The sequence below is a fragment of the Ferrovum myxofaciens genome (assembly GCF_013181415.1).
GTDB lineage: Bacteria > Pseudomonadota > Gammaproteobacteria > Burkholderiales > Ferrovaceae > Ferrovum > Ferrovum myxofaciens.
Genome location: NZ_CP053676.1, coordinates 856,194 through 870,337 on the forward strand (window position 1 = coordinate 856,194; position 14,144 = coordinate 870,337).

Consider the following 14,144-nt stretch of genomic DNA (forward strand, 5'->3'; position numbering starts at 1 on the left):
CATGGCGCTTGGCCTGCAATCGCCTTGGCAAGTGGACGATATTTCGTTTTCTGCCGATGAATCCAATCGCAAAGAACTTCATCTGTATATTGGTTTTGTTCGTGGTTCGCGCTTTCCGGATGAGACGGGTACTGCTTGCCCTGTGCACGATAAGGTGGGGCGTGAGTGGCAACATTTGAACTTCTTTGAGCACCACTGTTTTTTGCATTGTGGTGTGCCGCGCATCAAGACAACCGATGGGAAGGTGTTGACGGTTGATGTGCCATGGTCCCGCCCCGGCAGTGGATTTACGCTGTTGTTTGAGGCATTTGCCATGGCGTTAATCGAACGCGAAATGCCGGTGAATCGGGTGGCCGAAATATTGGGAGTTAACCCACAACGAGTATGGGCGGTGTTCAATCACTGGATTGCTCAAGCACGCGATGCAGATGATCCGTCCTCAATCACCCGGCTTGGTGTGGATGAGACCTCATCACGTAAAGGTCATAAATACGTCACGTTAGGCGTCGATCTGGAGACCGCTCGCGTCATTCATGCGTGTGAGGGTAAAGGCAAAGAAACCTTGAAGAACATTCAGCAACACCTTGAATCCAAGGGTGCGCCAAAGGAGCAGATTACGCAGCTCAGTATGGATCTGTCGCCAGCGTTCATTGCCGGTGCTGCGGAATCCTTCCCAGCTGCGGCCATCACTTTTGATCGGTTTCATGTCGTCAAATTGCTCAATGAAGCAATGGATAAGGTACGCAGAGTTGAACGGATTGAGCATGAGGAATTAAAAGGGCACAAGTACACGTTCCTGAGAAACCGACAAAACTTATCAGACAAACAAGAACAATCACTATCAGAAATGATCGAACTTTATCCCAATCTGGGCAAAGCCTATAGGTTGAAAGTGCTGTTCAATGATCTGTGGGAAATGCCCAACAAAGCGGCTGCAACCACGTTTCTGACCAACTGGTGTAACGAGGTAGAAGAGGCTAAAATCCCCGCCTTTATGGCCTTCTCAAAAATGGTCAGGGGGCATTGGTCCGGCATCATTCATTTTGTAGAATCGCGCATCACCAACGGCATCCTGGAAGGAATCAACAGCAAGGTTCAACTAGCAAAAAGACGCGCCAGGGGCTACCGCAATACTGGAAATTTCATCAACATGATTTACTTTTTGTGCGGCAAACTGAAATTCAGTTACCCACTGTATTTCACATAGAGCCAATTTTTTTGAAGTTGCTACTGCTACAACTGCCCCTTTTCCACCCTGAAGCGTAGCAAATGTAGCAGTTGTAGCAGTTGTAGCAGTAGCATTTTCAGGAATCGGCCCATGCGCAGCAAAGTTCCAGAATCTTTAGTTGACACTCCACCGGGGTCATCGTTCCCCTTGGTACCAGTAGGGTGAATGTCCCAACGCCGCGCCGCACCACGCGAATTTCAACGTCAGGATTATCATCGCTCGGCAACACAACCTCAATGGCGTAATTCAGGGCAGGCTTCTCGTCCAACTGCGCCCAGAGGCGATCACGCCACGGCTCAATGTTGATTGCTGGCGGACTGAACGCCTTGACTGGTTTCGGTTCGCATGGTGTTGCCGCGGTGCCATCAGGTCGTCCGTCCAGAACTTCGCTCATCAATGCCGGTGGGGAACAGTAAACCTCGAATGATTTCCGGCCGGGTTCGGTCACAAACCAGCAGCGCGCTTGTTTCTGAAGGTTTGCTACTGCTACACCTGCTACTTTTGCTACATTTACCCCTTTTCCACCCTGAAGCGTAGCAAAAGTAGCAGGTGTAGCGCTAGCGTTCCCACCAAAACCATCACCCTTGATAATGTCGTCAAGTCTCATGCCACCTCCCCACCAAGTAAAGCCGGGTTCACTTCGATGACCTTCCGCTTGAGTACAGATGTTTCTCTGGCGCGTCCAAGGTCAGCCAAAACAGACAACGCCGCACCAAGTCGTTTCGAGTCCCGAACTGGGCCATATTGCTGCGCGTGTCGCCTCGTGGGTGGACTTCCTCGCCCACTACACTCAGAAACCAGCCACCCCTCAAGTCTCGCAGCATCGGCAATCTCCTGGGGCTGTGCCAATTCCTCAAAGAAACGTTGCGATTCCTTCAGGTGCCAAGCCGCAACCCTGATCGCGCCGGCCATATGTCGCTCCGCAACGGGTCCGACCGGGCTACCCGTCTCGAAAACGTGGAAGATCACCGCAAGACGGGCTGCGTTGTCGGCAACTTTTGACGCAACATCCCGAACATCAAACAGTGTTCCCTTGCTGGCTAGTTCTGTTTCAATCGTGTCATGGAACTTGATCCATAGCGCCTTGGCTTCATCACTTAAATCGACCATACCTGGGATAATTCCTTTGACGATCCCGCGCTGTCTTTGGAGTAGTTCGGTCATACGCTCGTGATACCGGGCCAACGCCGGCCATGTTGCCGGGGCCTCCTTGAATGTTCGCGTCCCTTGGGTTGATCCCGGCCAACAAACCAAAAACCGCGCCATGAACCCCGAACCTCGGGCAAGCGTTCCGGTCTTTTCGAGGAACGATCTGAAAGCGGCCTCCTGTACCTGCAAGCCAACCGTCAAACGCACATCCTTGAGGATATATGATGGGGCAGTGCGCCGGTCAATCCGCACTGTTTCGGCTCCCCACAACTGATTCAGCAACGCAAGGTTTCTCAGTACCGAATCCCCGCCCATGCTGTGCCCTCCGAAGACGGTACCGGCCTCTGAGGACAGCAAACCGGCGGTAGGCCATGCGTCATGCAGTCCCCAAGCCAATGCCTCGCTGGTCGCGTCTGAATAAGTCAGTCGCGGCACCAGGAGACGGGCTGGTTCCCGCTTCTCGTGATCGCGCATTTTGGCCTCAATGTCAGCCGTGGATTTGCCGCTTTTCCCTGCCACCTTGATCGCAGCAAGCAGCCCTTCCCGTTTTGCTGTCCATGTCGCAATGGCAGCACGGTTCTCCTTGACGGCTTCCGCTAGCCGGTCGCGCTCCACGTCTTCATAGTTTCGGATTGCTTTCGAGAAAAAATTGTCAAGGGTTGACTTGCGTTCCCCTGAATCAGCGATGATCAGCGAAAACAGGCTACTTGGCCCTTCAAGTTTTGAGGCTCTCCGAATATCCGCAACGCCCTGAATCACCACCGACAGCGCCGTGATAGCACAGGTCGAGACCATCGCGACAGGTGCCTTCACAAAAGCCTGGACTTCCCCAACCGTAGCCCTCAGGTCATCCGGCAGTGCGTCCATGGGATACGGGGCCGTTTGTATTCTGGTGACCAGATTCTGCGGCACTGGCCAAGCCATGACCACCCCCAACGTGTCCAGAATAGACGGTTTTGCCGGTCTTGAGATTGAAAGTGCCTGCAGTTCGCTGGGGGTCAGATTATTCATGACGGTGCCCCCCAATCATGACCACGCCGCTCTGAATGCGAGCGTTACTTAGTAACAGGCGGTCGTAGTGGTCCAGGTCCCAAATCTTGCTCGGGTCGAACCAGCGGGTTATCAAGAGTGATGCTATATCGATCTCGTCAGACAATCCCATCAAAACCTCATGGGCCGGGAATCGTGGCGTTCGTCCTTTGGAAAATTCCAGCTTTTCAGGGAACAAATCGGATAGTTCGAGACCCACCGCGGTAACGATCTCATGGGCACCACATCCCGCAAAACAATGGAGCAGGATTTTCCCGTCTTTTTCGGTTACGCTTAACGAAGGGCTGTTATCGTTGTGAGACGGACACTTGGCTGTCCATCCATGGTCAGTCTTGCGAACGCCCTGAAGCCTTTCCAGCAGTTCCACAACAGTCATGATGGGCTCCCTTTCCTCGGACGGCCCCGACCTCTGCTTTCCGTCTGTTGTGATTTGGTCATTGCCGGTTCTGAAAACAGGTCTGAGTCGCATGCCTTCAAAACATCATTCATGAGGACCCGTTTGTACGGCCCAATTTTTCTGATAGGTAGTGGATAGCGGTTTCTGGAGATCAAATTTGAAGCGGCCTTGCTGACCTCCTTCCTGGTTCCGGTCCAACCGAGCAAATAAAGCGCATCAACAACACTGATCGCAAACTGTAGTTGCTGATGATTTTGGTGAGTCATTAAGTAAGTTCCTTAGAGATGGGATGAGTGAATCATCTCGCAAAAAAATCCCTTTGTCAACTTATAACTTATTGAATTTAAACAGAAAAGTCATTCAGACACACTCCCGCTCACCCCCTCACACTCCGACAAAATGGGCACAATTGTCGGCGGGTATGGGTATAAACCCAGACTGAGCCCAGATGGGCTGTTCGTGAGATATGTCATTGCACGGGCGTGTAATCAGTCGATTTGGGGTGTTTTTGGCTGTTTAGTGAAAAATATTTTTGGCGCAGGGATGTGTTGCTGCTGATCGGGGACAGTTGGCGGCGCGAGGTCTGTCCGATTGGGACAAAACAGGGACAGTTACAATGAGTTAGAGTAAGTCAGAATGAGAAAAACGGGGACAAAACAGGGACACTTGGAATTTGAAAATGGAGAATTTTATGCGATTTTCAGGTTGAATCAGGTTTGATTTTGGCATAAAAAAACCGCTATTTCTAGCGGTTTTTCAATGAGTTGGCGGAGAGAGAGGGATTCGAACCCTCGATGCAGTTTTTGACCGCATGCTCCCTTAGCAGGGGAGTGCCTTCGACCACTCGGCCATCTCTCCGGTCTGACGCAGGCGCCATTATCGCTCAATTAGAGAATTTTCGCTATCCAGGCCAAAAGCTTTATGGAGAGCGCGGACAGCCAGTTCCATATACTTTTCGTCTATCACCACAGAAATCTTGATTTCCGAAGTGGAAATCATCTGAATGTTGATGCCTTCATCCGCCAGGGTACGGAACATCAGGCTGGCCACGCCTGCATGGGATCGCATACCTACGCCCACGATGGAAATCTTGCAAATCTTGCAATCGCCCTGTACTTCCCGAGCCCCGGTCAGGGGTTTGATGGACTGTGTCAAAATATCCAAAGTTTTCTGGTAATCGTTTCGATGTACGGTGAAAGAAAAATCCGTAGAACCATCTACTCCCGTATTCTGGATGATCATGTCCACATCGACATGAGCTTCACCCACGGGCGATAAAATCGCATGAGCAATTCCCGGGCGATCGGGTACGCCCAGTAACGAGAGTTTGGCTTCATCGCGATTGAACGCGATACCTGAAATGATGGGTTGTTCCATGGTTTTGCTATCCTCGAAGGTGATCAAGGTGCCTTCATTGTCGTTTTCAGAAAAACTCGATAACACACGCAACTTGACCTTGTATTTCCCGGCAAATTCCACAGAGCGGATTTGCAACACTTTCGATCCCAAACTGGCCATTTCCAGCATTTCCTCGAAAGTGATGGTCGCGAGGCGGCGCGCCTCTGGTACGATGCGCGGGTCTGTGGTGTATACCCCATCCACATCCGTATAGATTTGGCACTCATCGGCCTTAAGGGCTGCTGCAATGGCCACCCCGGTGGTATCGGAGCCTCCGCGGCCCAAGGTCGTGATATCCCCCCGTTCCGTCATACCCTGAAAGCCCGCAACCACGATGACGGTGCCAGCAGCAATATCAGCAAGCAAACGATCGGCCTGGATGTCCAGAATTCTGGCCTTGGTATGGGCCTCATCAGTCAGGATACGCACCTGACCCCCTGTATAACTGCGCGCGGGAATCCCTAGTTCCTTGATGGCCATGGCCATCAAGGCAATGGTGACCTGTTCCCCGGTGGAAACCAGAACATCCAGTTCCCGTCCGTCAGGATGAGGATTAATCTCCTTCGCCAACCGAATGAGTCGGTCCGTCTCCCCACTCATCGCAGACACAACCACCACGATTTGGTGTCCCTGGGCATGAAACCGGGCTACCCGCTCCGCAACTTTCTGGATGCGTTCGGGATTAGCGACGGAAGTGCCTCCATATTTTTGTACAATCAATGCCATGTTGACAATCTAACCTAAAGGGGTTGACCGACAATTTTACAGGAAATTATGGATACTGGCAGAATGGGAAAATATGTTTACAGCTACGTTCCCCCCATATTCCCAAGACGGCAGCATTTCAGGATAGCATCGTTACTTTAATTACACCGGCCATGCTCAGGACCCCATGACAGAGACCCGCTTGAGTTTTACAGACCATAACCGTCCTTTTTTCGGCCTAAAAACGGTTTATCCTGTGGTTTCCCGTCGTGCAGGCGGAGTGTCCGTGGGAATCAATCTGAACCAGAATAATGCCTGCAACTGGGCTTGCGAGTATTGTCAGGTACCCGATCTGGTGCGCGGCAAGGCTGCGCCTACCGACCTGGATCAACTTGAACGGGAACTGAATTTCCTATTGGATGCCGTGACCCAGGAAACATTTCTGGAGACGTATGTCCCCGTTGAATTGCGTTATCTGAAAGACATTGCCTTTTCAGGAAATGGTGAGCCAACCAGTTCAGATCAGTTTTCCGGCGCCATGGATATTGCCTTACGGGCTCTTGAGCAACGTCCGCCATTACATTCGGTCAAAATCATTACCATCACGAACGGCAGTCATGTGCAAGAACCTGCTGTGCTTCGTGCTCTGGAGAATTCCACGAAACACGGTGGGGAGCTCTGGTTCAAGATTGACCGGGGCTCCTCCGAAGACATCTGGCAAGCCAATCAGATTCATCTATCACTTGGACAGATACAACATCGACTGGCAACCATCGCACCGCATTGCCCCACCTGGATTCAAACCTGCATGACGACACGGGATGGAGTGGCGCCTTCGACGGAGGAAGTCCAGAGGTATCTGGACTTTATTCGGCACATAAAGGATGCGCAGATTCCCATCAAGGGCATCCTGCTGTACACTTTGGCGCGTCTTTCTCTGCAACCTGGAGGAACACGCCTGGGAGCAGTTTCGGGAACCTGGTTGGCGGACTTGGCAGAAAAAATCGAAGACCTCGGCGTTCCCGTTGTCACTGTCTGAACAACAATGCTATAATCCTTCGGATGCGCCCGTAGCTCAGTTGGATAGAGTACTTGGCTACGAACCAAGGGGTCGTGGGTTCGAATCCTGCCGGGCGCGCCAAACAATCAATGGGTTAGGCAGAAATGCTTAGCCCATTGTTCTTTCCTGCAGTCATAAACGTACCAATTTCCGGTGAATTTTCGACCAGCATATTGAGGAAGGCAGCAGCCTACTTGAGATTAAGTGTTTCCATCACTATTATTTTTTGTGCTATGGGAATGTGCTGGCGTTTCAACAAGCCGCCACCATTTCCGCCGATCTTCTGTGCTTGCCCAACCTTTGTCCTTACACTCTGTGCGAGCGCAAGAAGCACGCTGCTGAGGCCATGGCGTACAATGGGCTGGTGCAAAGTTGGCAAGAAATTACCAGGAAGGCAAGGGGAAAGCCGAGTGCCGGAACAACGGGCACCGACGACATGTTTGATGAATCCGCATGAACTTGCGCTTGAGGCGGGAGAACAACTGAAATGATAATGTCTGCGTTTTTTACACGATTCAGAGACCTCGCATTCAAGGAAATGCGCGCTTGCACCGTCTCACCCGGCAGGGAAATACCCGCTGATGAATATGGCTTCCTAGAGTTCTATTGCGACGATGCACAATGCGATTGCCGTCGAGTCATGATTAAAGTGCTGGGCCAACGCAGCGGGGACAAGGCTTGGGCCACGATTAGTTATGGCTGGGAAACTCCAGAGTTCTATCGGGGATGGGCAGGAACTGACTTAATGGACATTGAAGATCTGTGCCGTCCGACCCTCGATTTGCTGAATCCACAATCACCACACGCAGAATTTTTCCTTTCATTGTTTGAGGAAATCATCCAGGACAAAACTTATGTGGAGCGCTTGCAGCGGCACTATGCAATGTTCAGGAAACCGGCGAAGCGTCGGTAGGGATTGCCGCAGTGAAGATGCGAAATGAAATAGGATGCGAAAGATGGCATGGATTGATGAAGCAGCACTGTGTTTAACAGGGAAGCTACCAGAGGGAAGTCGCTTGATTGTGTTTGGCTCTCAAGCGCGCGGCGATGCACGGCTCGATAGCGATGTTGATTTGCTGGTGATTGAGCCAGAGGTGTCGAATCGTTTTGCGGAGATGGCAAGGATTTCGACCCTGCTGGGACAAAAGCTGATTCCAGCAGATGTAGTAGTGCTGAGTGCTGCTGCATTTGAAAGGCAAAAGTCAATCATCAATACGCTGGCATGGCGCGCTGATCGCGAAGGGAGTTTGCATGAATTCGCAGCTTGATCATGCAAATGGCTTGCTGACCAAAGCACGCGATGATTTTTTTGTGGTGCGTCGACTGGCGGGTGAAGCAGATGCGCCGGGATGGGTGTTGGGATTTCATGCCGAGCAGGCGGTTGAAAAGGCACTCAAAGCGGTATTGTCGAACGCAAATGTTGTTTATCCGCGCACTCATAATTTGGTGATGTTGGTCGAACTATTGCGGCAAGCGCAGCAAACACTGCCACCCAATGCTGACGAATTGGGGCAGTTGGTGCCGTATGGCGTGGTGCTACGTTATGAGGAACTGCCCGATGATGAGCCACCTTTGTGTGAACCGACTTGGTTCATTGATATAGTAGAACAAACACTTGCCTGGGCTACAGCGAGTTTGGAACAGAGGGATTAAGATGACGATCACCAACCACGAACGCGTCGGGCATGTGTCGGCAGATAATCGCCAGACACAAGCCAAGTTTGCGTGCGTGGAATGCGGCTATGAGAACAACGCCGATAGGGTTGGCGCTATCAATATTTTAGAGCGAGGACATCGCTTGTTAGCCTGTGGAGAATCGGCGCAGTCAGGCCGTTCCGTGAAGCAGGAACCCACCGAAGTGACTCAAGCAGCCTCTGCTTGAGCGCCGTAGGAATCCCCTTGCTTTGGCTGGGGGAGATGTCAACGTTTATGCTGATAGGGTCGAGAAAAAAGCGGCTATTTGTAATGTCCCGAAATCACCAACAACAAAAATTGGGAGAATCATGACCGTGGAACATGATCAGGCAAGCGGCGAGTTCAGTTGCGCTGACGTATCCGTTTTGATTCAGTCGATCATCAATGCGCTTCCTGTACCGATCTTCGTCAAAAATTCGAAGGGGATCTACGTGTATTGCAACGTTCCCTTCGAAAAATACGTAGGGAAAAAGTCCGGCGAGATCGTGGGTCGCAGCGTATACGATCTCTGGGATGCGGAACTGGCGAAGGTCTATCATGAAGCGGACAACCGGCTTTTCAGGGCTGGCGGCGAGGAGCAATATGAGGCCAAGGTCAAATATGCAGATGGCTCGATCCACGATGTGATCTTTCACAAAGCCATTTTTCCCTTTTCAGACGAAAATTACATGGCCGGCGCGATTCTGGACATCAGCGACAGAAAAACTGCTGAAAGGGAACTCGAGCGGATCGCTCTGACCGACTCCCTGACGGGAGTTGCAAACCGTCACCACCTTTATGCCGCCCTCGACGACGCCTGCAGGAAGGCCGCGCGCCGGAATTGCATCATCGCAGTGATGGGCATAGACTTGGACGGGTTCAAGGAGGTGAACGACACCTACGGGCATCTCGTAGGAGACGAGGTTCTGGTGAAAGCCGCAAGCCGCATCAAGGAGTCAATCCGTGCATCGGATCTGCTGGCAAGGCCTGGAGGGGACGAATTCATCATTTTATTCGATGGACTGGAAAGAAAGGATCCGGCCTACTGTCTGGCGGAAACCATACTGCAGAAACTTTCGGAGGAGATGGAACTGCAGGGCCATCCTATCATGCTGAACGCGAGCATCGGCATTGCATTTTATCCGGACCACGGAACGAATCCGCAGGATCTTCTCAAATATGCTGATCTTGCACTTTACGAGGCAAAGCGGGAAGGCAAGGGTTGTTTCAGGTCATTGGTGACGCCATGAGGGCATTACACTCGCAACCCCATGAGGGTAAGCGGTAGGCCGAAATCGGTCAAGGAACAAAAACTTGACACCGCAATTCGAGTTCGTTGAAAAGAGCCTATCTGCCATGATTACCAAAATGACCGGACGTTTTTCCTTTGTTGTAATGATAATCCTCGCAGTCTTGAGTGGATGTGCGTCGCTTCCTCCTGGTTCAAATTTCGCAAAAACAAAATCCTCAGCACTCGCCAATTCTGAGGAAACAAGGCTCGGCCGTCAGTTCGAAAATGCTGGCCGGGAGCATGGCGACAACTCAGGATTTCGCATCATACCGGCAGGAGCCAACGGTTTTCTGGTCAGAATGCAAATGATCAACGCGGCAGAACGAACACTCGACCTTCAATATTACATTTTTCGCGACGACGATACAGGACAGTTGCTGACCAGTGCCGTATTGCGCGCAGCTGATCGTGGGGTGCGTGTGCGCATACTGCTCGACGATGGAGACACCGTGGCTGGCGATGAGCAGATTACCAAACTGGCGGCACATCCTTCTATCGAGGTTCGAATATTCAATCCTTTCGCATATCGTGGTCACAGTGAGTTGCTCAGAGCCACAGAATTCACATTCAATGCCTCCCGACTCGACTACAGGATGCACAATAAATTATTCGTCGTGGACAATGCCATCGCGCTGATAGGAGGGCGGAATATCGGGGATCAATACTTTCAGATCGATCCTGATTCCCAATTTGCCGATGATGATGTCTTTGTAGCCGGCCCCATCACTAAAAAACTCTCGTCAAGTTTCGATGAATTCTGGAACTCCGATCTGTCAATTCCTGCTGAGGCGCTTTCAGGTGAAAAACCGTCCCATGCCACCTTGAGAGAGCGTCGCATGGAATTGAAACAACAGAATCGAGAGATAAAAGCGACCGGGGTTGACTATTTAAAGCGGGTTGCGAGTGGCGAGCCATTTGACGGGATTATCTCCGGTCGCTTGCCTCTGATTTGGGCGCATGCACAGTTGATTTATGATAGCCCCGACAAGAAAAAAGTTGAAGATGGAGAAATGGTGGGCAAATTGATGCACCGCGCGGTGGCCAATGCAGCCCTCGAGGTAAAGTCCGAATTACTGATGGTGACGCCCTTTTTGATACCGGGAAAGGAAGGGATGCAACTGATCGAAGACTTGCGTAAACGCAACGTACGAGTTCGCATTTTGACCAACTCACTTGATTCATCCATGATATTGCCGGCGCAGGCTGGTTATATGCATTATCGGATACCATTGCTCGAAGAGGGCGTGGAACTTTATGAAATCCGTTCGCTGCTGGGGAACACACGCGGCAGTGGTGAAACGAAGGCAATATCGCGCTACGGAAATTATTCGCTGCACGCGAAACTGTTCGTATTTGACCGTCAAAAGTTGTTCATAGGCTCAATGAACTTTGATCAACGATCGATGCATCTCAATACCGAGATCGGTCTGATCATCGACTCGCCCGTGCTCGCGCAACAGATTGCTACGCGTTTTGATGCTATGGTGCAGCCGGCCAATGCCTACCAGCTGGCATTGCGGCCAAACGATGTGGGACAGAGCCTGGTGTGGCGCACTCGGAAAAACGGTAAAACTGTCGAGTATACGACGGAGCCGGCAAGGAGTGACTGGCAAAGAATCAAGGCCAATATTTTATCTTTGCTGCCCATGGATGACGAGTTATAACGGGATGCGGCCCTTGAGTGGAGCAAAAATCCTATCCCTTGGCCGCAGTATACGTCCGATACCAATCAACGAACCGTTTTACGCCCTCCTCCACCGGAGTATAGGAGGTGAATTGGCAATACTTTTCCAGTTCTTCGGTGTTGGCTGCTGTAGCCATCACATCGCCTGGCTGCATGGGAAGAAAGTTCAGGGTGGCTTTTTTTCCCGTAGCCACTTCGATGGCGTGAATATAATCCATCAGAGGGGTGGGATGCTGGTTACCCAGATTGAAAAGTCGGTAGGGAGCCCAACTGGTAGCGGGGTCAGGATGTTCTTTCTGAAAGCCTTCGTTGGAAGTGGCGGGTTTGTCCAGGACTCTCACTGTACCCTCCACGATATCATCGATGTAGGTAAAGTCACGCACCATCTTCCCTTCGTTATAGACATCGATGGGAGATCCTGCCAGGATGGCCTGGGTGAATTTGAACAGGGCCATGTCCGGGCGCCCCCAGGGACCATAGACGGTGAAGAAACGGAGACCCGTAGTGGGCAGATTGAATAAATGACTGTAGGTATGGGCCATCAGTTCATTGGACTTTTTGGTGGCAGCGTACAGGCTGACGGGATGATCGACGGCATGGTGCTCGGAAAAAGGCAGTTGAGTATTGCCCCCATAGACACTGGAACTGCTGGCATAGACCAGATGTTCGACGGAATGGTGGCGACAACCTTCCAGAATATTCAGGAAACCTTGGATATTGGCATCAATGTACGCCTGAGGATGCTGCAGTGAGTAGCGCACCCCCGCCTGGGCGGCCAGGTTCACGACTCTCCGGGGCTTTTCCTGAGCAAAGAGTGCTTGGAGAGCCGTCCCATCAGCGATATCGAGCCGATGAAAATCGAAGTTTCCATAGGGTGTGAGACGGGCCAGACGCGCTTCCTTGAGGGAAACATCGTAGTAGTCATTGAGATTGTCCACCCCAATCACCTCATCCCCCCGTTCTAGGAGATGTTGGGAAACCTGCATGCCGATAAATCCGGCGCAACCTGTAAGAAGTATTTTCATCGGTGATCTCAGGTTACTTTTTATTGCCCTTGCGTGCCGCCAGTTCTGCCTTGATTTCGCGCATCGTGGCTTCCACCTGGGATTTCTGGTAGAAGTTTCCATCGCCTGCTCCCAGGGCGATCTGAAGTTGGTCCATGGCGGCACTGGGATTATCCAGCAACAGGTAGGCATGGGCCAGGGCTTCATGACTCATCATCTGCTGATTCAGTGCAGAATAAGCCTGGGACTGGAATTCGTAGAGTTGCTCATCGCTGCTGGTGAGTGAAATCCGTTCGTTGATGATCTTGAGCGCCTGTTCAGGTAACCCTGCGGTCAGCAAAGCCGTGATATAACCGTAATTGAGCGCACGCTCATCGGGAAAGCGCTGCAATCCATGTTGAAACTGTAGAATGGCCTGATGCACATGCCCCGAGTCCAATGTGATCTGAGCGCGCAGACTGTCAAATAAAGCATTGGGCGGAGAAACGGCGCGCACCTGTTCGAGCAGGGACTGAGCCTCTCCATAAGCGCGACTACGCCACAGCGCAACCGCCTTTCCATAGAGCAAAGGAACGTCCTCGGAACGATGGATATCGTAGTCGTGATTCTGAAAACTTTCCAGTGCTTCATGGGGGGTTCCCACCAGAGCCTGAATACGGGCCTTGATAAGCGCGAAATCCGGACCATCCTGAACTTGCCGGTAAGGAACGTTCTGCAACCTGTCCTGTATTTCCGCCAAACGTTCGGTGGTCAAGGGGTGAGTCTGGAGAAAGGCAGGTGCCCCTTCATAAAAGCGACCATAACGCCCCAACTTGGTAAAAAAAGTCGCCATGGCACGGGGATCGTAGTCAGTCTTGAGAAGGCGACGAATGCCCAGCCGATCGGCTTCCCGTTCATTCCCCCGAGAAAAGTTCAGTTGGGCCTGGACCATCCCGGCCTGTGCCCCCACCACCCCACCCATGGCCCCATCAGGACTGCTGCGCGCCGCCAGAATGGCCGCCGCCATGGCCGCCAGGGAGAGGGGCAAATTCTTGTTCTGATCCTCCATGGCACGGGCAATATGATGCTGGGTGACGTGGGAGATTTCGTGGGCCAGTACCGAGGCCAGTTCAGACTCATTGTCCGCCGCTTCGATCAGCGCCGTATGTACCCCGATGAACCCACCGGGCAAGGCGAAGGCATTGAGTGTGGGATCTTCCAGAATAAAAAATTCGAAGTGATGCTGATCGCCCAGATCATCACTCACGGCCAACAAACGGTGCCCCACGGAACTGACAAAATCTACGCTCTCCGGATCGTTGAAATAGGCGGGATCCGCGCGGATCTCCTGCATCACCTGGCGTCCCAGAGCCATCTCGTCCTTGCTCGACAATGTCATGGAAGAACTGTCGCCCAGGTCGGGTAACTCGTAGGCCGTCAAGTGAACGGACAGCATGCTGACATAAAGAAAAAGTAACCATCGTTTCATGGTGCTCATGATACCTTACCCGCGGAAGTTTTCGCG

The 14,144-nt window shown here is 51.9% G+C and carries 14 protein-coding genes and 2 tRNA genes; 9 read left to right on the forward strand and 7 right to left on the reverse strand.

Annotated features, from left to right (window positions below):
• The first annotated feature begins 1 nt into the window (after position 1).
• Entirely contained in the window at positions 2-1,207 is a 1,206-nt protein-coding gene (locus tag HO274_RS04165) for an ISL3 family transposase (protein ID WP_273122269.1), read from the forward strand.
• A gap of 97 nt (positions 1,208-1,304) precedes the next feature.
• Here HO274_RS04165 and HO274_RS04170 read toward each other — a convergent pair whose 3' ends face one another.
• The 5 genes from HO274_RS04170 to HO274_RS04190 all read right to left on the reverse strand — a co-directional run bounded on the left by HO274_RS04170 (position 1,305) and on the right by HO274_RS04190 (position 5,948).
• Complete coding sequence (locus HO274_RS04170; RefSeq protein WP_062188440.1) at positions 1,305-1,835, reverse strand: hypothetical protein; 531 nt, start codon at positions 1,833-1,835, stop codon at positions 1,305-1,307.
• Positions 1,832-3,388: a YfjI family protein gene (locus HO274_RS04175; RefSeq protein WP_062188441.1), complete on the reverse strand. Its 1,557-nt coding sequence runs from the start codon at positions 3,386-3,388 to the stop codon at positions 1,832-1,834. Before HO274_RS04175 ends, HO274_RS04170 begins: the two co-directional genes overlap by 4 nt.
• Entirely contained in the window at positions 3,381-3,803 is a 423-nt protein-coding gene (locus HO274_RS04180) for a CHC2 zinc finger domain-containing protein (RefSeq protein WP_273121682.1), read from the reverse strand. Before HO274_RS04180 ends, HO274_RS04175 begins: the two co-directional genes overlap by 8 nt.
• Positions 3,804-4,589: 786 nt before the next feature.
• Positions 4,590-4,682, reverse strand: a tRNA-Ser gene (locus HO274_RS04185).
• 18 nt (positions 4,683-4,700) lie between these two features.
• A complete protein-coding gene (locus HO274_RS04190) occupies positions 4,701-5,948 on the reverse strand; it encodes an aspartate kinase (protein WP_031599179.1) in 1,248 nt (415 codons plus the stop codon).
• A 166-nt stretch (positions 5,949-6,114) separates the two neighbouring features.
• Between HO274_RS04190 and HO274_RS04195 the strand changes: the two genes are divergently transcribed.
• From HO274_RS04195 to HO274_RS04230, 8 genes are all read left to right on the forward strand, one after another.
• Positions 6,115-6,966, forward strand: coding sequence for a radical SAM protein (locus HO274_RS04195; protein ID WP_062188444.1), 852 nt, complete (start codon positions 6,115-6,117; stop codon positions 6,964-6,966).
• A gap of 25 nt (positions 6,967-6,991) precedes the next feature.
• Positions 6,992-7,068 (forward strand) — tRNA-Arg (locus HO274_RS04200).
• 412 nt (positions 7,069-7,480) lie between these two features.
• Positions 7,481-7,900, forward strand: coding sequence for a hypothetical protein (locus HO274_RS04205; protein ID WP_273121684.1), 420 nt, complete (start codon positions 7,481-7,483; stop codon positions 7,898-7,900).
• Between the two features lie 43 nt (positions 7,901-7,943).
• On the forward strand, positions 7,944-8,255 hold the full coding sequence (locus HO274_RS04210; RefSeq protein ID WP_031598993.1) for a nucleotidyltransferase domain-containing protein: 312 nt from the start codon (positions 7,944-7,946) through the stop codon (positions 8,253-8,255).
• Entirely contained in the window at positions 8,239-8,640 is a 402-nt protein-coding gene (locus HO274_RS04215) for a HEPN domain-containing protein (RefSeq protein ID WP_062188445.1), read from the forward strand. The genes HO274_RS04210 and HO274_RS04215 overlap by 17 nt, the downstream gene beginning before the upstream one ends.
• 1 nt (position 8,641) lies before the next feature.
• Positions 8,642-8,869 (forward strand): zinc ribbon domain-containing protein, encoded by a 228-nt coding sequence (locus HO274_RS04220; RefSeq protein ID WP_273121685.1) that lies wholly within the window; start codon positions 8,642-8,644, stop codon positions 8,867-8,869.
• 121 nt (positions 8,870-8,990) lie between these two features.
• On the forward strand, positions 8,991-9,911 hold the full coding sequence (locus HO274_RS04225) for a sensor domain-containing protein (RefSeq protein ID WP_273121686.1): 921 nt from the start codon (positions 8,991-8,993) through the stop codon (positions 9,909-9,911).
• A gap of 64 nt (positions 9,912-9,975) precedes the next feature.
• Positions 9,976-11,616 carry a phospholipase D family protein gene (locus HO274_RS04230; protein ID WP_273121688.1) on the forward strand — a complete coding sequence of 547 codons (1,641 nt, stop codon included), beginning with the start codon at positions 9,976-9,978 and terminating at the stop codon, positions 11,614-11,616.
• Between the two features lie 31 nt (positions 11,617-11,647).
• Here HO274_RS04230 and HO274_RS04235 read toward each other — a convergent pair whose 3' ends face one another.
• Both HO274_RS04235 and HO274_RS04240 read right to left on the reverse strand, forming a co-directional pair.
• On the reverse strand, positions 11,648-12,661 hold the full coding sequence (locus HO274_RS04235; protein WP_273121690.1) for an NAD-dependent epimerase: 1,014 nt from the start codon (positions 12,659-12,661) through the stop codon (positions 11,648-11,650).
• 13 nt (positions 12,662-12,674) lie between these two features.
• Positions 12,675-14,108, reverse strand: coding sequence for a beta-barrel assembly-enhancing protease (locus HO274_RS04240; RefSeq protein ID WP_031596026.1), 1,434 nt, complete (start codon positions 14,106-14,108; stop codon positions 12,675-12,677).
• Positions 14,109-14,144 lie beyond the last annotated feature (36 nt).